We start from the raw sequence: 19,479 nt of genomic DNA on the forward strand, positions 1-19,479 counted from the left end.
ATGAAAACAAAATTTTTATTTGCATCCCGATCTTTAATATTTATGATTCTGCTAGTCGCTGTTTCCTGCGATTCTTTTGTGGAAGTAGATCTGCCAAAATCACAATTAACCACAGAATCTGTTTTTGAAAATTATAACACTGCCGAAGCGGCTCTTACCGATATTTATTCAAAAATAAGAGACAGGGGAATGCTAACAGGTGATGGCATTGGAATATCAAATCATCTTGCCTGCTATTCCGATGAGATGATAAGCAATGAGAGTGTGTCAAATCCAAGTTTCAGCTTTTACGCTAATGCACTCCTTCCTACCAATACTATAGTTGCGGACTATTGGAATTCTGCTTATAATCAGATTTATGCCGCCAATTCAATTATCAGCGGTTGCGAACACAGTTTGTCGCTGACGCAGGCCCAAAGAAACCAGCTGACCGGCGAAGCACTTTTTATTCGTTCTCTGGAGCATTTTTATTTATTGAACATTTTTGGAAGCGTACCGTATGTTTCGGGTACGGATTACAAAACAAATAGTAAAATTTCCAAAATGGATTCTGAACAGATGTATGGAAAAATTATCACTGATCTGGAAACTGCCGTAGATCTACTTCCTGAATCCTATATAGCCTCACCTCGCATTCGTCCAAATAAGTATGCTGCAAAGGCGCTTCTGTCCAGAATCTATCTCTTTAGCGGGAAATTTCCCGAAGCCTCAAATGCAGCATCAGCGGTGATAAATAACCAGAGCCTTTACGCCGTTGAAAATATAAACTCTACATTTCTCTTAAACTCTAAAGAAACATTATGGCAGCTTCATTCCGGCACAGCCGGCAAAAACACCGCTGACGGCGCCTATTTTATATTTACCGCCGGCCCACCGCAGTTTGTCTGGATGAGCAGCAGTCTGTACAATTCATTTACGGACGGCGACCTTCGCCGAACGTATTGGACAAAAGAAGTTAAGGATGCTTCGGGAACCTGGCACCATCCTTATAAATATAAAGAAAATTTTGATACATCAGTTTCAAAGGAATACACAGTCGTGCTTCGGCTTTCCGAACAGTTTTTAGTACGATCTGAAGCAAGGGTTATGCAGGGAGATCTTATCGGAGCCAAAGAGGACCTGAACAAAATCAGAAAAAGAGCAGGCCTGCCAGATACCCAGGCACAGACACAGAGCGAAATACTCGATGCCGTTCTTGAAGAAAGAAAACATGAACTTTTCACAGAGTACGGCCACCGTTTTTTTGACCTCAAAAGAAATGGAAAGCTTAACAGCGCTCTTGGAAATATAAAGGCCGGATGGAATGCCACCGACCAGTTTTTTCCAATTCCCGAGGCAGAAATTAATGCAAATCCTAATCTAAAACCGCAGAATCCGGGATACTAAATACAAAACTTATGCTTACAAGATATTTTTACCGAAAATTATACGCCTGCAGGGCATTGTTTTTACCTTTTTTAGTTTTGTTTTTTATTTTGCCGTTAGTAGCCTGTCCTTTATGGGGACAGGTGGTGCAAAAAAAGAACCTGACGCCTGATTCTTATGCGCAATGGGGTAATGTTGAACTAGAAAATATATCGCCTGACCAGAAATGGGCAAGCTTTAGAATGAGATACAAAAATGGCTCAGATACGCTGTTGGTGCGAAATGTCTCCAATCTTAAAACCTTCAATTTTCCTGCTGCCAAAAACAGCGTTTTCTCTTCTGGCGGGATGTTTTTCTGCCAGACTGGAAAAGATCTGATCATACTAGACCTTTCAAATGGCAGAAAAGAAATCATTAAAGAAATAAGTAATTTTGACTATTATGAAAAAAACGAAAAGCTCGTTATTCTATCTGCCTTCGAAAATAAAAACCGCACACTTACAATCCGATCATTAAAGACTGGAAAGGAAAGGAAAATCACCAATATTGACCAGTTCTCACTTAATAAAGAAAAGGGTATGCTGGCATACAGCACATTTTCAGAAGGCAAAAGTGCCCTTTCAATTGCCAGCTTGCAGAAAGACAAAACTTTTGAAGTTGCTGAAGGCACTCTCCCTTTCTCCAACCTCAGCTGGCAGAAAAATGGACGCTCACTAGCTTTTACGACAGGAAATGATCCGAAGCATCCTCAAGCTATTTATCATTTTATTGCATCTGAAAAAAAACTTCATGAGTTTAAATTCATGCCTAACAGTAATTTGATTATTAATGCAGATACAGCATTTGACTCAGAAAGTCCAATTATAATATCGGACGATCTACATCGGCTGTTTTTCTCTACTTTTTCTTTTAATCCGAAATCAGACAAAAATGAATCAAAAAATGTTGAGCTGTGGGGTTCAGCTGATAAAAGAACTTATATTCAGCAGCAGAATGCAGACAGAGTAAAAAAAGGAAGAGTTGCAGTCTGGACTCCGGTTATAAATAAAGCTGTATATATCACATCATCTTATCTTCCTGATCTAATTTTAAGCGGTGATATGAGATATGCTGTTTTATCAAATCCAGCAGATTATGAGCCTCAGTTCAAATACACAGCGCCAAGAGATTTTTACGTAATGGATCTGCAGAATTTTGAGAAAAAATTAATCCTTAAGAACATCGCGCCTGAGCCTCATAGTTTTATTGCATCACCTGCAGGCAAATACTTTGCTTATTTTAAAGATGGTGACTGGTGGACTTATAATTTTAATACTGGGATTCATAAAAATATCACCGCTAAAATCGGTATTAAGTTCACAACCAAAGAGCAGTCTCTGGTGCCTGAATCAGTCTGCGGCAGTCCAGGATGGACCAAAAATGATACGGAAATACTGCTGTATGACCAGTTTGATGTCTGGGCAGTAAGTCCTGAAGGAAATTCTTTTAAGAGACTTACCAGAGGAAGGGAATCAAATATTGTATTTAGAATAGCAAAATCATATGATAAGCCTCGTTTTAATCATTTATTTGAAGGACAGATGCTAGACTCCTTTAACCTTGATAAGGATTTGATTCTGAGCGCAAGAGGAAACGATGAAAAGACCGGATTCTACAGATGGAATAAAAAATATGGAGAAAAATCCATCATTTTTAAAAACGCTTTATTTGACCAGATTATTTACAGCGACACAAAGAAAAACATTTTCTTTAGGGAGCAGAAATTTGATATGTCTCCTAGATTGGCGTTCATAAATAATTCCTCACTTCCCCAATACTTTTTTAAAAGTAATCCACAGCAGGACAAATATTTTTGGGGCAGGTCGGAGCTTATTGAATATCAAAATTCCAAAGGAATAAAATTAAAAGGAGTATTATATTACCCCGCAGAATATAATGCTCTAAAAAAATATCCGATGATTGTGAATATCTATGAGCGCAAGTCATTTGAACTTCATCAGTACCACAATCCAACTTATTATTTGGAAGGTGGATTTAATCCGTCTGTATTTACATCTGAAGGCTATTTTGTATTGCAGCCTGATATCAGTCTCGAATTTCAAAATCCAGGAATTGCTGCAACTGACTGCGTGATTAGTGCGGTTAAAAAAGTTATAGAATTAAATGTCGCAGATGAAAAACATGTCGGACTAATGGGACATTCTTTCGGCGGTTACGAATCTTCGTTCATAATAACACAGACTGATTTATTTGCGGCGGCTATAGCAAGTGGCGCCATTACAGATTTGGTCTCCTTCTATTACACTATAAATAAAGGCAATGGCAGACCGGATATGTGGCGGTTCAAAAATGAAGAATGGAATATGGGCGGCACGCCTTATGAAATACCTAAAGCTTATTATGATAATTCGCCTATCAATTTTGTACAGAATGTACAGACTCCTGTTCTCTTATGGAGCGGTAAAAATGATTATCAGGTGGACACGCATCAGAGTTTAGAATTCTTTCTTGCCCTTCGTCGTGCAGGTAAAAAAAGCCTAATGCTTTTATATCCTGATGAGGGGCATGCTTTGATAAATCCAGAAATACAGAAAGACCTGTCCTTAAGGACACTGCAATGGTTTGACCACTTTTTAAAAGAAAATAAAAAAAGTGACTGGATCAATCAAAGTTTAAATAATGGGAGAAATTAAAAACAATGCAGTTCCAAAATGGAACTGCATTGCCGTTTAAAAATGCAGATTCTGAATCCATATTACGGATTTTGTTTGTACAGTGGCTGCACGCAGTTTGTGTCCAAATCGTATGCGATAGGACTGTTGTCGTCTACACGGCAAAGATTTGGAGTAGGCGTGTCATCACATGCGATTCTTACATTGCTGCATCCTGCGGTTGCATTAGGATAGTATCCCCATTTGAAGGCTTCTTCTTTTGGAGCACTCTGCATGGATGTTGTAGCAAAAGCTCCTCCCAATGCCAAAGCAATAACAGCTGCAGGCATCATGTTTTTCAAAAATAACTTTTTCATGATTTCTAATTTTTAATTTATATATGATCTACTTTTTTCTACAGGTGTTCGATCTTAATTCCTGATACTGATCAGTATATTTTTAATTCTTTGACTTATATTTTTTAATCAGCTTGCTCTTTAACTCGTAAACCACTAGATCAGTTCCAATTACGGCATACAGATACTTCCCATTTACCGCTATTGAACGAAGCTGTTTTGAAGCTGTATGAAAAACTGGAAAACTAAGCACATAAGCATTGCGTTCTATATCATAAACGTCAATAATGAAGCAGGTTTCCCAAAGTTTGTCACTTTCGTATCTGCCTTTTACTTTTGAATTTACAAACAATAGGTTTCCTGACATTGCAGCATTTTCATTTACCACATAAGATGGTGTGGACATGACATATCTTTTCCCCTCCTTTAATTTGGACACCTTCATTTTTACTTTAGATATGGTGTCTATAGTATGACCGCGGCGAATAAGACTCCCCTTTTTATCAGCAATAATAAATTCGTTGCGGTAACGATGTACGTAGACAATTTTCTCACTTATTTCAGAATAAAGCAGTACACCGTCAGTATCAAATATACCGTCTACCTGTTTTTGAAGTAACGTTCTGTTAAACTTAGCTTTTGGAACAGTATTTTGCTCAAAAATCCCGAGCATATTCTGCATATTTTTTGAGCTGTTGGATCTGACTGCGACGCTAGTGGAATCTACTGGCTGCGCAATTGTAAAGTATGGGCTCCCCTTTAAATCTCTGTCTACTTTCCAATTTTTTAAATTTCCTCTTAAAATGATAGGAACGCTGCCGTCGGTCAGATAAAAATAAGGGCTTTGGATTTTTGTCGATATCATCTTAAATGGAATTTTCTTTGGGTCCATTAATATTTTTTCTTCTCTTTTGTCATTAAGCAATGCATTATAAGACTGTATGTATGAAGGGTAATCGTAATTTGCCAGATATATTCTGCCGTCTGATTCACCAGCTATATAAAATGAATTATACCCCAGATCAATTTTCTTTTTAAATTCAGCAGGATGCTGCGGGTAGCGTCTAATAAATGGGTTATCATAGTACATAACTTTTTCTGATGAAAGAAACAAAATCACTACCATAATAATACATCCCACAATAGTTCCAAAAATTGCTTTAATCGTAGTGCGATTTCTTTTTCCGGCAGCATTGCTATCTGCCGGTTTGGCGTTTAATAGAATAGCCAATGCAGCAAGCGAAACAAAGGCTATATTAAATATAAGATGCGCATTCCAGCTCATTTTCTCCAACACTCCGCCACAGGAACAAGGCACAAAAGAACTGTAATGGAGAAGGATGAAAATGTATGTAGTAAACATCGTCATTAATCCTAAAGAAAGGAATAAGGCTGTCATTTTTGTGTTGCGATTCAAAAGCATCAACACGACAAGAAGCTCTATTCCGATTACTGCAGGAGAAATCCAGTCTGCATATATGCTGAGCATGGGAGATTGCCCTACCTGTACCTTAAAGCTTTCAAAATCCAGCAGCTTGCTCACTGCCGCATAAACAAACAATAAGATATACAGGTATGATATGGTTAAAACAATATTCTTCTTTATTGAGCTGCTAAAATTCATATCTCAATGATTTATTTGTGTTAAGCTACACTTTTTTAAAACTGTCGCTTGTTTTGTTATTCATTACAAATTTAAATGAGATAATTCTTATACACACTTTAAAAATCAAGCCAAAAACTTTGAAAATCAGGCAGTTTTATATTTTAGCTGGCATAAAAAATAAATGCCTGCACTTTGTAAGAATCGTGCAGGCATTAAATCATAGTGGTCTTCTTGGAATCAGCCTTTTATGGAGGCGCTGATTCCGGCAAGTTTTTCATGCAGCTCTATAAGCCCTGCTTTCTGTAGGCACTCTTGAGACAGACTCTCCAGTTCTGTCCTTCCCTGCTCGCTTATGCTCTCCAATAGGACCGAAGATCCTTCCCTTATCTTCAGCCCATCCTGTATCAGGTGGCTTAAAAGCAGTACATTTTTTCTTGAAATTTTAAGATCCATCTTCACCGTCTCATTCATGCCAGGGATACTCAGAACTGTATCAAAAACCTTAGCTGCATCATTTGCTGTAATCATAATTTATCATTTAAAAATTAATACTTCGCTCACCGTAAAATTATAAAGTATCATCCCTATTTACCCTACTCAAAATTTGGGGAGGATTGCAGGGCATGACTGCCTTTTCTAATTTAGCTCTAAATTATTTCATCAGTGCTTGTTCATTATCTTTTTTTGGAATTTCACAACAGGTTTCGAAATGGACTTTGTTTAATTTTAATAGGTATGAAAGGTATTGATCAACTGATTAGAGAAAGCTGAAAAATGCCTTTTCGAAGCTTTCGGACTGCGGTTTTCAGCAGTCAGCAAGATGTCTGGTTGTATCACAACCAAAAATCTTGCTGCCCCTCTGCTCGGAACTCGCTGGCAGTGAAACTTTAAGATTGAATGAAATTGAAACAATGAAAAAGAAAAGATCATGGAAGAAAAAAACAGCAGCAGAAACAGATGGCTGCACATCCGGCTGACCAAAGAAGAATTTGATTTTATTGATCAGAATTTCAAAGCATCAGCCTGCCGCAAACGCAGTGATTTCGTGCGCAGAAATCTGCTGAAAAAACCCATTGTTATGAGGTATAGAAATGAGTCGCTGGATATGCTGCTGCAGGAACTTACCCAGCTTCGCACACAGCTGAATTTCATGGGAAATAATTTCAATCAGAGCGTTAAAAAACTCCATACCCTTTTTGAAATTTCGGATTTAAGAGTCTGGATTCTATCTTTTGATTCCGACAGGAATAAATATTTTTCGTTGGTTGAAGAAATAAAAAAAAGCATTGAAAATCTCGCCCAAAAATGGTTGCAGTCATAAACACAGGACATTCTATAAGAGGTATCATCATCTATAATGAGAATAAAGTTTCCCAGGGTGCAGCTGTGTGCATCGGCGAGGGAAATTATCCCATCGATATTGAAAAAATGTCAGAATCTTTTAAGCTCGGCGTATTTTTAAAACAGCTCCAACTCAATGAAAATGTCAAGCGCAGCGCAGTGCACATCTCGCTGAATTTCGACCGTTCGGACAAGGATTTATCAAAAGAGAAACTCATGCAGATTGCCTCTTCTTATATGGATAAAATTGGATTCGGCGCACAGCCTTATCTGGTCTACCAACACCACGATGCGGGACATCCACACCTGCATATCGCGGCCATAAATGTGAGGGCAGACGGATCCAGGATTAACATGCACAATATTGGAAGAAACCAGTCCGAAACGGCTCGCAAAGAATTGGAGATTTCTTTTAATCTGGTGCGGGCGGACTCGAGAAAAAAGCAGAGTCCCGCGCTTATTAATGCCATTGATGCAGAAAAAATAAAATATGGGGCAATAGATTCCAAGAGAGCCATTAGCAGTATACTCAATGCAGTTATTCCGCACTACAAATACACAACGCTGGGTGAGCTGAACGCAGTATTGAACCTCTATAACGTGAAGGCGGAAAGGGGAAAGGAAAATTCAAAAATGTTTCAGAATAAAGGGCTGATCTACCAGATTCTAGATAAGAACAAAAAGACTGTCGGGGTTCCCATAAAGGCCAGCAGTTTTTATTCCAAGCCTACCCTTTCCCGGCTTGAAATTAATTTTGCCGCCTCCAAAACTTCTCGCATGATAAACATGAAAAGAACACGAAATGCGGTGGATCTGCTCCTTTTGAAATACCCAAACATTACGCTCTGGCAGCTTGAAACGCGGCTGGCTAACCAGGGCATTACGGCAGTTGTCAGAAAAAATGAACAAGGACTAATATACGGCATGACATACATAGATCATAACACCAAATGCGTTTTCAACGGAAGCAGTCTCGGACCTGAATATGCAGCCAAAGGGCTCCTGCAACGTCTGGGCCATTCCTCTCATTCTGAGAAGCAGTATACAGTTCCTGATGGTACCGCTCAGAAGCACGGCTCTTTTATTTCCGCAGGGGAAGTGCAGCGGATAATTGATGATGTGCTTTACGCCGGAACGCCTTCAGATTATGTTCCCAAACAGCTTAAAAACAAGCGAAAAAAAAGAAGGAGAAAAGGACAGTCAGATAATAATTAACACATAAAAATCAACAGCATGCAGACGGGAGAAAATGAACAGGCGCTTAGAAAAATTTTAGATATGACAAGACTGATGGGCATCGCAGTGCTGCTCATCCATTTTTATTATTATTGCTTCGATTCCTTCAGGCATTGGAATCTCGCTCCGGATTTTGCCTGCAGCATACTGGAGAATATTTATCGTACGGGACTTCTGGACAGCTTCCATAAATCAAAGATTTTTGCACTTGGACTGTTGGTTATTTCCCTTATGGGTGCCAGAGGAAGAAAAGATGAAAAACTCCATTTTAGAACTGCTTTTTATTATATCTCAACGGGCCTCCTGCTTTACTTTGGATCCTATCTGGCTGTTCTAATCTTTTTGGATCCTGAGGTCTGCTCCGTACTATATATCTCACTGTGTTCTTTGGGCTATCTGATGACACTTTCCGGGGGCACCCTGCTCTCCCGCATTATCCGCAGAAAGCTGGGTTCAGCAGATATTTTTAATAAGGAAAACGAAACTTTCCCTCAGGAGGAAAGGCTTATTGAAAACGAATATTCCGTTAACCTTCCTGCACGCTATCACCTCAAAGACAAAGTGCGCAGCAGCTGGATTAACATTATAAATCCCTTCCGAGGCATTCTGGTTCCAGGCACGCCGGGTTCGGGGAAATCATACTTTGTAATCCGCCATATAATTACCCAGCATATTGCCAAAGGCTTTTCCATGTTCATCTATGATTTTAAGTTCGACGACCTAACCGTTATCGCTTATAATGCCTGGCTGAAATTCCGGCATCTTTATGCCGTGGAGCCCAAATTTTATATTATAAATTTTGACGACCTCTCCAGAACCCATCGTTGTAATCCTCTTGATCCTGCGGCAATGACAGACATTACCGATGCAGCCGAATCTGCGCGCACAATCCTTATGGGACTCAATCGGGAGTGGATTAAAAAACAGGGCGATTTCTTTGTGGAATCCCCTATAAATTTCCTGACCGCCGTCATCTGGTACCTTCGAAAATACAACGATGGCGAGTTCTGCACTCTGCCCCATGTAATTGAAATGATCCAGACAGATTACGAAAGTCTTTTCACGCTTTTGAGAACTGAAAAAGAGATCGAAGTACTTATCAATCCCTTTGTCAGTGCGTTCCAGAATGAGGCAGTCGACCAGCTGGAGGGTCAGATCGCTTCGGCTAAAATCTCACTGGCGAAACTCTCCTCCCCTCAGCTTTATTATGTGCTGTCGGGCAGTGATTTTACCCTCGATATTAATAATCCATCGGATCCGAAAATCGTTTCAATGGGAAACAATCCGCAGAAAATACAGACTTACGGTGCCGTGCTTTCCCTTTTTGTCAGCCGTCTTATCAAACAGGTGAACCAGAAGGGAAAACTTAAAAGCAGTCTTGTTTTTGACGAGTTCCCCACTATCTATCTTAACAATATAGACAGTCTGATTGCAACAGCAAGAAGCAACAGAGTAAGCACCTGTCTGGGGATTCAGGACTTCAGCCAGCTTCGTAAAGACTACGGCCGCGAGCAGGCTGACGTGATCATTAACATAGTGGGAAATATCGTCTCAGGACAAGTCAACGGGGATACGGCAAAACAGCTCTCAGAGCGTTTCGGAAAAATAATGCAGGACAGGGAAAGCCTCTCCATAAACAGCAGCGACACCTCCATCAGCCGTTCGCGACAGCTGGAATCCGCAGTGCCGCCTTCGAAGATTTCTTCACTGAGTTCGGGAGAATTTGTAGGGATGACAGCCGATAACCCGGACTGCAGAATTGAGCTTAAAACCTTTCACTGCGAAATTATCAACGACCACGAAAAAATTAAAAAAGAAACAGATAATTACAAAGAAATTCCGATCATACGGACAATTGATAATGTTATCATCCAGAAAAATTATCTGCAGATAAAAATTGAGATTCAGGAAATAATCCACAGCGAAATGGAACGGATAATCAAAAGCCCGGCACTTTCATCGCTGGTTCTCAAAAAGGAAAAATAACTTTTAATCCTTAGATGTTTTCTTGAGGCAGAAAAAAAAGAAATGTTTTTTTAGCTGCCGGATTCTTTTACAAGCTGCAGTGTCTTTTCGTCTTGCTCTCCATTGTAATATTTTTCAAGCACCTGCCTGAAACAGTCCGGAGCAGCAGGCAGCTCTGCGAACAGGGTCATGCAGGATTTAAGTTTCCTTTCATCTGGCCTTCCCAGAATTTCCAGTGCCGTTTTATTCTCGATCTCAAGCATTGCCTGGGTAATTTCCACCAGACGACTGCCCAGTATCGGGTGATTGAGATACAGTGAGGCTTCCTTTAGGTTTTCAATGCCATAAAAGATGTTATAATCCGTAAATCCCAGTCCTCTTAACTGGGGGAAAATAAACCACATCCAGTGGGTCTGTTTGCTTCCCTGCCTGATCTCGTGCAGTGCGTTGTTATACGTTTCCCTTTGTGCCTCTAAAAAACGGTCAAGATCATATTGCTTTTCCATTGCAGTGCTTTTTTGTCACCTGAAATTACAAAATATTACAATGCCTTTCCTAAACAGGCATCTGAAATATGGGTGCTGACTGCTGTAAAGATTGATAAGGAAATTTTCAATAAAAACGGATTAAAAGAGCCGCGAAAATAGCACCCGCAGGCTCCTGCATGCGCATAACGGCCTTGCCGCCCTTCGGGACTTATAGCACTCCGGATCCTTTATCGGGCGCTTGATTTTGTGCTTTCTTTTTTCCCGTTTTTTCTTTGAAAAATTTCATACGGGCTTGAGAAAAGACAGAAAAAATATTCACTTAAAATGTTGCATCATGGAAATCTCAGGACGAATTACAAAAGATGCCATAACGGCAAAAGTTTCAAATGACAGGGAGGTGGTAAATTTCTCCATTGCCATAAACGACAGCTACAGACCAAAAGGGGCTGAGGAGCTTAAAAAGATTGTAACCTACATCGACTGCTCCTATTGGATGGGTTCCAAAATGGCGCAGTGGCTTAAAAAAGGCACTGTGGTTGAACTCTTCGGGCGTATAGGTCTGAATGTCTACAATAATGCCGAGGGCAAAGCGCTCGGTTCACTGACCTTTCACACCAGTAATATTAAAATACTGGTTTTCCCGAAAACAGAAAACACTGCTGAAATTCCCGCAGTCCAAAAGAAAAATACGGATCAAGACACCCCTGACGACCTGCCTTTCTAATTGGAATATATACCGTTTCACATCAAAATTTATACGCCATGAAAGCCTTTGAAAAATCAGTTTACATAGAATATCCCGTATCCGCTCAGTTCAAAAAAATAGTCCTGTCCTATATGGAATCTTATGATGGGACAAAAAAAGAGCAGTTAAAATCTTTCTTTGAAGACCTGCAGAAAAGCGGATGCATCTGCGGGATGATTTCAGAGTTTGTCTACAACTCGGACTGCCGAAAATTCTATATCCAGCATTTGGATGATTTGGAAAATATCCGATATGAAATTGAAGATTCCCTTGGAGAATCTGTCAAAAACCGCCACCGACTGCCCCATTACACCTTTGTATGCTGGCTCTGCTTTGAAGAATACTGTTTTGACATCTACAGAAACAGTTTTGAATAACGCTTTTCAATCTTAAAATCTTCCTTTATGAAAGCATCAGATAAATTTAAAACCGCCATAGAAAGCTACCTGAGCGAAAAAGCGCAGAACGATGCCGTTTTTTCATCGGACTATAAAAAAGAGGGCAAAAACCTTGAAAGCTGTTTCCATTACATTTTCGGCGAGGTCAAAAAAACAGGAGAATGCGCCTTTGACAATCAGGAAATCTTTGACATGGCTGTGAAGTACTACACAGACGACACTATTGGAACGCCTGCCCCTGTTCAATGCAAAGTAGCAGTAAGTTCCCCTGCCAAACCTGATTTGTTCTCAACTGCTCCCGCAGTATCTCAAAGCACAGTTCCAAAAATAGAAAAAGTGCAACCCGTGAAGCCTATACAAACCCTAACACTCTTTGACGTATGATACCCAAAACAGTTATAGAAAAAGAAATCAGCGCCTTAAGTACCTCCCTAGCCCCAATCACAGCGCAGATGCATCAGTGGGCGGAAAAAAATATTTTCCTGAAATGGGCGGTGCTCTCAAGGGGAAAGTTCCATTGTCTGGAATGCACCCATTCGTGGAAGCCTGACAGCCAAAGCCAGTCCTGCAAAAATTATATTAACTGCACCGCCTGTCAGGGCAAACTTAAAATGCATCAGCACAATCAGGTGCATTTCAAAGAAATCGAATATTTCGCCCTCACAGATACCTGCTCTGGGTATCAGGTGGTGCGCATCATCTGCTCGCACAAGAACATGAAAAAGAATTTTCTTCCCGACTATTCCCACACGGAAGTCATGCAGCATTGGATAAATCCAAAAGGGGAAGTGCGCACCATCTCAAGAAGTACCAATGTTTTTTCCAATGCCTATGATGCATGGCAGTACTATTCTCCTTTGGAAATCCGTCCAAAGGATTTTCAGAACTCCCCAAAATACCGCATCAATCCCTACAAGGTTTATCCAAACTTGAAAGTGATTCCCCTTTTGAAAAGAAACGGTTTTAAAAATTCCGTGCACGGCATTGCACCGCAGATACTCTTTACCGCCCTGTTAAAGGACTGCATTGCAGAAACCCTTATAAAAAGTTCGCAGACCTCTCTGCTCAAGCATTACCTCACCTCCCATGAACAGCATCTGCGCGAAAACTGGCAGGCAGTAAAAACCTGCCTTAAACAGCGTTATCAGATTCAGGACATCAAAATTTGGGAGGATTATATTGCCCTGCTCCGATGGTTTAAAAAAGACCTCAGCTCCCCTGCTCTTGTCTGCCCTGAAAATTTAGACCAGGCGCATGACAGGCTTGTCGCCAAAAAAAGGGATATACAGCGCAGAAAATATCTTGCGCAGATGCGTGCTGAAATACAGAAAGCAGAGCCCATTTATGAAAATGATAAAAAACAGTTCTTCGGACTTTCTTTTACCGATAATGACCTTACCGTAAAAGTCCTTGGCCGTGTGCAGGATTTTCTCTATGAGGGCGACACGCTCCACCACTGCGTATTTACCAATGAGTATTATAAAAAGAAAGATTCGCTGATACTCTCGGCACAGATTGAAAACAGACCCGTGGAAACCATTGAAATCTCCCTTTCCAAAATGGAAATCATCCAATGCAGGGGGCTTCGCAATAAAACCACTAAATATCACAGCAGGATTCTGACGATTATCCGCAGAAATATGCCCGAGATTGCCCGTCGTATGAAGAAACGAAAAAAACAGACGGCTTCCGCCTAGCCCATTTTACTATTGATACCGCAGATTTTTAACTGCGGTATTTTTTTGGTGCGCAGACACTTTAAGGTGCACGGGGGAGTGCTGGCTCAGGGGATATTGTGGAATGTTAAGTCAATTTCATCACAAAGTTCGGGCACGTCCTTCGGTTCTCCGCAAAAAATTCCCCCATAAATGCAGGGCTGCACTCCTGCTTTATTGCGTTGCTTTCTGCGTTCGCTCGTCCCTGCCCGCTCAGCGGTGCTGTAATTAATCTTAAAACTACAGCAATTATGAAAAATCAACATCAAAACACAGACTGGCAGAAAGTATCAGAAATCGAACTGATCTATAAAACCAAAGTAAAAAGCACTGAAAGACCGTGTATCACTTCTTCCAGAGATGCTTACCGCATACTGCTTGACAGCTGGGATCCCGGCAAAATAGAATTCTTTGAGCAGTTCAAAGTGCTGCTGCTCAGCCAGTCCAACAGAGTTCTGGGAATCTACGAGGTTTCCTCAGGAGGCATAGCGGGAACTGTGGTTGATATGCGCCTGCTTTTCGCGGCAGCCCTGAAAGCCGCCGCCGTCGGGATCATTATCACCCACAACCATCCCTCAGGAAAAACATCACCTTCCGAGGCCGATAGAAATATGACCCGAAAAATCCGGGAAGCAGGAAAACTGCTGGATATTCCACTGCTCGACCACCTGATCGTAACACCCGAAACCTACTACTCTTTTGCAGATGAAGGCGCCCTTTAAGGGCGTTTCCATCTTTCATGCCCTTGTGCTGTTCTGGTTTTTTAAGTAATTTTGCCCTATGAATCATGAAGAAATAAAACGATATTTTGAGAACAATCCGCCGCCGAAGGAAGTAGAGTGGACCGAATGGGCGAAGATTACTGACACTCAGGTTTTCCTCAACAGCTGTTATACCACCATCAAAAATTTTAACGGCCCGATAGACCGCTGCCCGGCATGGTGGCATTTAAGGGATTTTTACATTCTGATGAAAAAAACAGCAGGCCAGCCGATCGGCGAAGAACCTGCGTCAGAATAATTCTGATCCTTCCGTAAATTCTTAATAAAGGAAAAAAGCACCGATTTGGGTGCTTTTTTTATGACCCGAAAAATAAGGCTTTTTTATTTTTGTTATTATTTAGAACATTTTATTTTAAAAAATTGTCGCCATCTGTACTAATTTTGATGGGTATAAAATGATTAAGATTATGAGCAGGGCAATTGTACACATCGACATGAACACGTTTTTCGTATCCTGCGAAAGACTGACAAATTCTGAACTTAACGGCATACCGCTTATCATTGGAGGCGGTGAGAGAGGCGTTGTGGCTTCCTGCTCTTACGAAGCCCGAAAATTCGGCGTGCGCTCGGCCATGCCGATCCATATGGCCATGAAGCTCTGCCCTCAGGCAAAAATTATGAAAGGAGATATGGAACTCTATTCCAGGCTTTCACACGACATTACAGAAATCATTCAGGAAAAAGCGCCCGTGGTGGAAAAAGCCAGCATCGATGAATTTTATCTGGACATCACAGGCATGGATAAATTCTATGGCAGCTACAGATGGACCGATGAGCTCGCCCAGCGCATCACAAAAGAAACCGGCCTTCCCCTCACCTTTGCGCTTTCGGTGAACAAAACCGTTTCGAAAATCGGCACAGGGGAAGGAAAACAGAAACAGAACCTTGAAATTCCCGAGCATCTGGTGCAGTCTTTTTTAAATCCGCTCTCCATCAGAAAAATTCCGATGGTCGGCCAGAAAACCTTTGAGCTTCTTTCCCGGATCGGAATCCGCACCATTCAGACACTCTCTGAAATGCCTGCCGAATCCCTGCAGCAGATGATCGGCAAAAACGGCACCGAGCTCTGGAAAAAAGCCAATGGAATTGACAACAATCCTGTAGAGCCTTACACGGAAAGAAAATCAATTTCAACCGAACATACCTTTTCACAGGACACCATTGATGTATTAAAATTAAACAGGATCCTTCAGGGCATGGTGGAGAAACTGGCTTATCAGCTGCGCGCCGAGCAGTGGCTCACCTCAACGGTGACCGTCAAGATAAGATACGCCAATTTTGATACCGAAACCAAACAGTCCAGAGTCCAGTACACCTCAGCGGATCATCTTCTGACCCAGACAGTGACAGATCTCTTTACCAAGCTCTACCAGCGCCGCATGAGGCTGCGCCTGATCGGAGTGCGCTTCAGCGGCCTTGTCAGGGGAACCTATCAGATCGACCTTTTCAATGATACCGAGGAAATGCTTTCCCTTTATCAGGCTATGGACAGAATGAAGACCCGTTACGGCTTTGATGCCGTGATGAGATGCGCCGGCGCATCTTTCAAACCCAACAATAAAGACGAAATTTTAAAACGCAAAAAATAAATCATGTTTCTCAACTGCCACACTTTTCATTCCCTGCGCTACGGCACTATTCCGCTGGATGATCTGATAAAACAGGCAGCCCAATACGGCATTACTGTTGCGGCTTTAACCGACATTAATACCGTAACAGGGATTTATGATTTTATAAAAGGCTGTGAAGCCTCAGGCATAAAACCGCTTGTTGGGATAGAATTCCGCTGCAGGCACAAATTGCGATATATCGGTCTTGCAAAAAATGCTGCAGGACTTGCCCAGATGAACCGCTTTCTGACCGATCATAATTTCAGCGGAAATCCCCTGCCGGAAAAGGCACCTTCTTTTGAATCGGTTTATTTTATCTATACGCTGGAAAATGCGCCTGCAGAGCTCGGCGAAAACGAATTTATCGGCATCCAGCCTGACCAGCTCGGCAGGCTTTTTATGCCAGAACTTAAAAAGAAGATTTCCAAAATGGTTATCCTACAGCCTGTGGTATTTCGTACCAAAAGGGAATACAATCTGCACAGGATTCTGCGCGCTGTTGACCTCAACGAGCTTTTGTCCAAACTTGGGACTGATGACTGCTGCAGAAAATCGGATATGATGATGCCCGAAGCAGAACTTACCGCCCTGTATAAAGATTATCCCGAGATCATCCAGAATACCCGATACATCATCGAGCACTGTAATTTTAAATATGATTTCGAGAGTCCGAAAAACAAAAAGCATTATACCAAAAATAAAAAAGGAGACATTGCCCTTTTAACCACCCTTGCCGAAGAAGGTTTGGTCTGGCGCTACGGGCGCCATAATGACCAGGCAAAAGCACGTGTGGAAAAAGAGCTTAAAGTGATAAATGACCTTGAATTTAGCGGCTATTTTCTCATCACCTGGGATATCATACGCTACAGTAACAGCCGCGGTTTCCTGCATATCGGAAGGGGCTCGGGCGCCAACAGTATTATTGCCTACTGTCTGGGAATTACAGACATCTGCCCTTTGGAACTTGACCTGTATTTCGAGCGGTTCCTGAATGAGAACCGCAAGAGCCCTCCCGATTTTGACATCGACTGGAGCTGGAAAGAGCGTGATGTAATCCTGAAATACATCTTCGACCGATACGGTTATGAGAATGTAGCTTTCTGCGGCACCAATGTAGAATTCAAATATCGCTCCATTTTCCGGGAAGTCGGCAAGGTTTTCGGACTGCCGAAAGACGAGCTTGACTTGCTGGCCAAAAATCCCATGAAATTCCATCAGCTCAATTCCATTGTCAAGCTGGTTCAGGAATACGGCATGATGCTCGAGAAATATCCCAATATGCGCAGTATGCATTCCTGCGGGATCCTGATCTCGGAAGAACCGCTGACCAATTACACGCCGCTGGAAATGCCCCCTAAAGGTTTTCCAATTGTACTTTTTGATATGCACACCGCTGAGGATATCGGATTTGAAAAATTTGATATCCTCAGCCAGAGAGGGATTGGCCATATTGATGATACGGTAAAACTAATTGAGAAAAACAGAGGCCTTCGAATCAATATTCGGGACACCTCATTATCAAAAAACGAGCAGTCAGCCAACAAATTTCTGGCAGAAGGAAGGACAATAGGATGCTTTTACATTGAAAGCCCTGCCATGCGCGGCCTATTGCGCCGCCTGAAATGTGACAATTACAAGACACTTGTCGCCGCCTCTTCCATTATCCGCCCGGGAGTGGCACAGTCCGGAATGATGAAGGAATATATCTTCCGCCATAACAACCCGTCAAAATTTGAATATTTCCATCCGGTTTTTGAAAAGGAACTCGGAGAAACCTACGGCATTATGGTGTATCAGGAAGACGTGATCAAAATTGCCCTGCATTACGGCGGACTGTCAGCTGCCGACGGAGATATCTTAAGGCGTGCCATGTCAGGAAAAGGACGCTCAAAAGCCGCTTTGCAGAAAGTAAAGGACGATTTCTTTATTTCAGCCGCCGCAAAAGGGCATCCCGAAGCGCTGAGCCATGAAATCTACCGCCAGATCGAGTCCTTTGCAGGCTATTCCTTCTGCAAGGCGCACTCGGCATCCTATGCCGTTGAAAGCTACCAAAGCCTTTACCTCAAGGTGCACTACCCTATTGAGTTTATGGTTGCCGTGATCAATAATCAGGGAGGTTTTTACAGAACTGAAATCTATGTGCACGAAGCCAGAATGGCCGGCGCTGTTATCCACACTCCCTGCGTAAATAAAAGCGTATATGAAACTGCTCTTTACGGCAAAGATATTTATCTGGGTTTTATGCACCTGCAGGGCCTGGATTCCAAGCTCTCGCAGTTCATTTCTTTTGAACGCGAAAGAAACGGCGTTTATAAATCACTGGAGGATTTCATAAACAGGGTTCCGATGGGCATTGAGAATGTAAAGGTGCTTATTTTCATCGGCGCTTTCCGCTTTACGGGAAAAACCAAAAATCAGCTGCTGGTTCAGGTAAGCCTTTTGATGAATAATTTCAAGCCTGAAAACCGAGGGCTTATGCTCATTGAGCAGCCCGCAAAAGAGTTCAAGCTGCCGGTTCTGGAGCGCTCGGTATTTGAAGATGCCTTTGATGAAATCGAGCTTTTGAATTTCCCCGTATCCTGCACCGTTTTTGATCTGCTCCAGACCAGACACCGGGGGGATATTATGGTGCGCGACCTTCTGAAATACCATAAAAAACAGGTCCGCATGCTGGCTTACCTGATCTCGACCAAGCAGGTGCCGACCAAAAGGGGCAATATGTATTTCGGTACATGGATCGACCATGAAGGAGCGTATTTTGATACGGCGCATTTTCCTGACAGCCTCATAAATAATCCTTTTCAAGGAGGCGGCTGCTACCTGCTTTTGGGGACCGTGGAAATTGACTATCATTTCCCGACCATCACCATTTCCAGAATGGCGAAAATGCCTTTCATTCCTGATCCCAGATATTCGGACTCCTACAAGAGGTATACAACCCAGCACAACATCAAACAGGATGTCAGCAGCACCCACCGCCAGCCTTATCCGCAGGAGCACGAAATTAATCTGCCGCGCCACAGAATGAAATTTTGAAGGTTTATTTATGTAAAGTCCTAATAATGAATTAAATTTGATAGAGAAGCAAGAAAAGGAAAAGAAAAATAAGCATAAAGCACATCAGTTTTCTGCTGTTTCTTTTCCAAAGCTTTTGCTTTCGCTTTTCATTTTGTTTTATAAGTCTTTCAATGCGTTTGATGTCTATTGGGTAAGATTCCATA

Annotated in this window: 17 protein-coding genes; 13 read left to right on the forward strand and 4 right to left on the reverse strand. The window is 41.8% G+C overall.

Features of this window, described 5'->3' with window-relative positions; translation table 11 throughout:
• Complete coding sequence (locus tag WN975_RS09125) at nt 1-1,386, forward strand: RagB/SusD family nutrient uptake outer membrane protein (RefSeq protein ID WP_337966263.1); 1,386 nt, start codon at nt 1-3, stop codon at nt 1,384-1,386.
• A gap of 11 nt (nt 1,387-1,397) precedes the next feature.
• A complete protein-coding gene (locus WN975_RS09130) occupies nt 1,398-4,058 on the forward strand; it encodes a prolyl oligopeptidase family serine peptidase (protein ID WP_337966264.1) in 2,661 nt (886 codons plus the stop codon).
• Nucleotides 4,059-4,120: 62 nt separating this feature from the next.
• On the opposite strand, the gene WN975_RS09135 is transcribed toward WN975_RS09130, so the two are convergent.
• The 3 genes from WN975_RS09135 to WN975_RS09145 form a co-directional block, all read right to left on the reverse strand.
• On the reverse strand, nt 4,121-4,393 hold the full coding sequence (locus WN975_RS09135; protein WP_337966265.1) for a DUF6520 family protein: 273 nt from the start codon (nt 4,391-4,393) through the stop codon (nt 4,121-4,123).
• Between the two features lie 82 nt (nt 4,394-4,475).
• Nucleotides 4,476-5,996, reverse strand: a complete 1,521-nt coding sequence (locus tag WN975_RS09140) for a hypothetical protein (protein WP_337966266.1) — start codon at nt 5,994-5,996, stop codon at nt 4,476-4,478.
• A 219-nt stretch (nt 5,997-6,215) separates the two neighbouring features.
• Nucleotides 6,216-6,506, reverse strand: coding sequence for a hypothetical protein (locus tag WN975_RS09145; RefSeq protein ID WP_337966267.1), 291 nt, complete (start codon nt 6,504-6,506; stop codon nt 6,216-6,218).
• Between the two features lie 400 nt (nt 6,507-6,906).
• On the opposite strand from WN975_RS09145, the gene WN975_RS09150 reads away from it, so the two are divergent.
• Genes WN975_RS09150 through mobC form a run of 3 tightly spaced genes read left to right on the forward strand, consistent with a single transcriptional unit; the run spans nt 6,907 to nt 10,541 of the window.
• Nucleotides 6,907-7,299, forward strand: a complete 393-nt coding sequence (locus tag WN975_RS09150; protein ID WP_337966268.1) for a plasmid mobilization relaxosome protein MobC — start codon at nt 6,907-6,909, stop codon at nt 7,297-7,299.
• A complete protein-coding gene (locus WN975_RS09155; RefSeq protein WP_337966269.1) occupies nt 7,284-8,534 on the forward strand; it encodes a relaxase/mobilization nuclease domain-containing protein in 1,251 nt (416 codons plus the stop codon). The genes WN975_RS09150 and WN975_RS09155 overlap by 16 nt, the downstream gene beginning before the upstream one ends.
• Before the next feature lie 18 nt (nt 8,535-8,552).
• A complete protein-coding gene (mobC, locus tag WN975_RS09160) occupies nt 8,553-10,541 on the forward strand; it encodes a conjugal transfer protein MobC (RefSeq protein ID WP_337966270.1) in 1,989 nt (662 codons plus the stop codon).
• A 50-nt stretch (nt 10,542-10,591) separates the two neighbouring features.
• On the opposite strand, the gene WN975_RS09165 is transcribed toward mobC, so the two are convergent.
• Complete coding sequence (locus tag WN975_RS09165; RefSeq protein ID WP_337966271.1) at nt 10,592-11,026, reverse strand: DUF1810 domain-containing protein; 435 nt, start codon at nt 11,024-11,026, stop codon at nt 10,592-10,594.
• A gap of 316 nt (nt 11,027-11,342) precedes the next feature.
• On the opposite strand from WN975_RS09165, the gene WN975_RS09170 reads away from it, so the two are divergent.
• From WN975_RS09170 to dnaE, 8 genes are all read left to right on the forward strand, one after another.
• On the forward strand, nt 11,343-11,732 hold the full coding sequence (locus WN975_RS09170; protein WP_337966272.1) for a single-stranded DNA-binding protein: 390 nt from the start codon (nt 11,343-11,345) through the stop codon (nt 11,730-11,732).
• Between the two features lie 38 nt (nt 11,733-11,770).
• Nucleotides 11,771-12,130 (forward strand): hypothetical protein, encoded by a 360-nt coding sequence (locus WN975_RS09175; protein WP_337966273.1) that lies wholly within the window; start codon nt 11,771-11,773, stop codon nt 12,128-12,130.
• A gap of 27 nt (nt 12,131-12,157) precedes the next feature.
• On the forward strand, nt 12,158-12,535 hold the full coding sequence (locus WN975_RS09180; protein WP_337966274.1) for a Cas9 inhibitor AcrIIA9 family protein: 378 nt from the start codon (nt 12,158-12,160) through the stop codon (nt 12,533-12,535).
• Nucleotides 12,532-13,848 carry a PcfJ domain-containing protein gene (locus tag WN975_RS09185; protein WP_337966275.1) on the forward strand — a complete coding sequence of 439 codons (1,317 nt, stop codon included), beginning with the start codon at nt 12,532-12,534 and terminating at the stop codon, nt 13,846-13,848. The genes WN975_RS09180 and WN975_RS09185 overlap by 4 nt, the downstream gene beginning before the upstream one ends.
• A gap of 269 nt (nt 13,849-14,117) precedes the next feature.
• Complete coding sequence (locus WN975_RS09190; protein ID WP_337966276.1) at nt 14,118-14,588, forward strand: JAB domain-containing protein; 471 nt, start codon at nt 14,118-14,120, stop codon at nt 14,586-14,588.
• A gap of 58 nt (nt 14,589-14,646) precedes the next feature.
• Complete coding sequence (locus WN975_RS09195; RefSeq protein WP_337966277.1) at nt 14,647-14,886, forward strand: hypothetical protein; 240 nt, start codon at nt 14,647-14,649, stop codon at nt 14,884-14,886.
• A gap of 169 nt (nt 14,887-15,055) precedes the next feature.
• Nucleotides 15,056-16,237, forward strand: a complete 1,182-nt coding sequence (dinB, locus tag WN975_RS09200) for a DNA polymerase IV (protein WP_199170237.1) — start codon at nt 15,056-15,058, stop codon at nt 16,235-16,237.
• 3 nt (nt 16,238-16,240) lie between these two features.
• Nucleotides 16,241-19,294: a DNA polymerase III subunit alpha gene (gene dnaE / locus WN975_RS09205; RefSeq protein ID WP_337966278.1), complete on the forward strand. Its 3,054-nt coding sequence runs from the start codon at nt 16,241-16,243 to the stop codon at nt 19,292-19,294.
• Nucleotides 19,295-19,479 lie beyond the last annotated feature (185 nt).

This window comes from uncultured Flavobacterium sp., from assembly GCF_951805225.1.
Classification (GTDB): domain Bacteria; phylum Bacteroidota; class Bacteroidia; order Flavobacteriales; family Flavobacteriaceae; genus Flavobacterium.

Bases quoted from the DNA above. Each gene is read 5' to 3' on its own strand.
- WN975_RS09135 (WP_337966265.1), bottom strand. From the start codon at position 4,393: ATGAAAAAGTTATTTTTGAAAAACATGATGCCTGCAGCTGTTATTGCT.
- WN975_RS09145 (WP_337966267.1), bottom strand. From the start codon at position 6,506: ATGATTACAGCAAATGATGCAGCTAAGGTTTTTGATACAGTTCTGAGT.
- WN975_RS09195 (WP_337966277.1), top strand. From the start codon at position 14,647: ATGAATCATGAAGAAATAAAACGATATTTTGAGAACAATCCGCCGCCG.
- WN975_RS09170 (WP_337966272.1), top strand. From the start codon at position 11,343: ATGGAAATCTCAGGACGAATTACAAAAGATGCCATAACGGCAAAAGTT.
- WN975_RS09185 (WP_337966275.1), top strand. From the start codon at position 12,532: ATGATACCCAAAACAGTTATAGAAAAAGAAATCAGCGCCTTAAGTACC.
- WN975_RS09150 (WP_337966268.1), top strand. From the start codon at position 6,907: ATGGAAGAAAAAAACAGCAGCAGAAACAGATGGCTGCACATCCGGCTG.
- WN975_RS09190 (WP_337966276.1), top strand. From the start codon at position 14,118: ATGAAAAATCAACATCAAAACACAGACTGGCAGAAAGTATCAGAAATC.
- mobC (WP_337966270.1), top strand. From the start codon at position 8,553: ATGCAGACGGGAGAAAATGAACAGGCGCTTAGAAAAATTTTAGATATG.
- WN975_RS09155 (WP_337966269.1), top strand. From the start codon at position 7,284: ATGGTTGCAGTCATAAACACAGGACATTCTATAAGAGGTATCATCATC.
- dnaE (WP_337966278.1), top strand. From the start codon at position 16,241: ATGTTTCTCAACTGCCACACTTTTCATTCCCTGCGCTACGGCACTATT.
- WN975_RS09175 (WP_337966273.1), top strand. From the start codon at position 11,771: ATGAAAGCCTTTGAAAAATCAGTTTACATAGAATATCCCGTATCCGCT.
- WN975_RS09140 (WP_337966266.1), bottom strand. From the start codon at position 5,996: ATGAATTTTAGCAGCTCAATAAAGAAGAATATTGTTTTAACCATATCA.
- WN975_RS09130 (WP_337966264.1), top strand. From the start codon at position 1,398: ATGCTTACAAGATATTTTTACCGAAAATTATACGCCTGCAGGGCATTG.
- WN975_RS09125 (WP_337966263.1), top strand. From the start codon at position 1: ATGAAAACAAAATTTTTATTTGCATCCCGATCTTTAATATTTATGATT.
- WN975_RS09180 (WP_337966274.1), top strand. From the start codon at position 12,158: ATGAAAGCATCAGATAAATTTAAAACCGCCATAGAAAGCTACCTGAGC.
- dinB (WP_199170237.1), top strand. From the start codon at position 15,056: ATGAGCAGGGCAATTGTACACATCGACATGAACACGTTTTTCGTATCC.
- WN975_RS09165 (WP_337966271.1), bottom strand. From the start codon at position 11,026: ATGGAAAAGCAATATGATCTTGACCGTTTTTTAGAGGCACAAAGGGAA.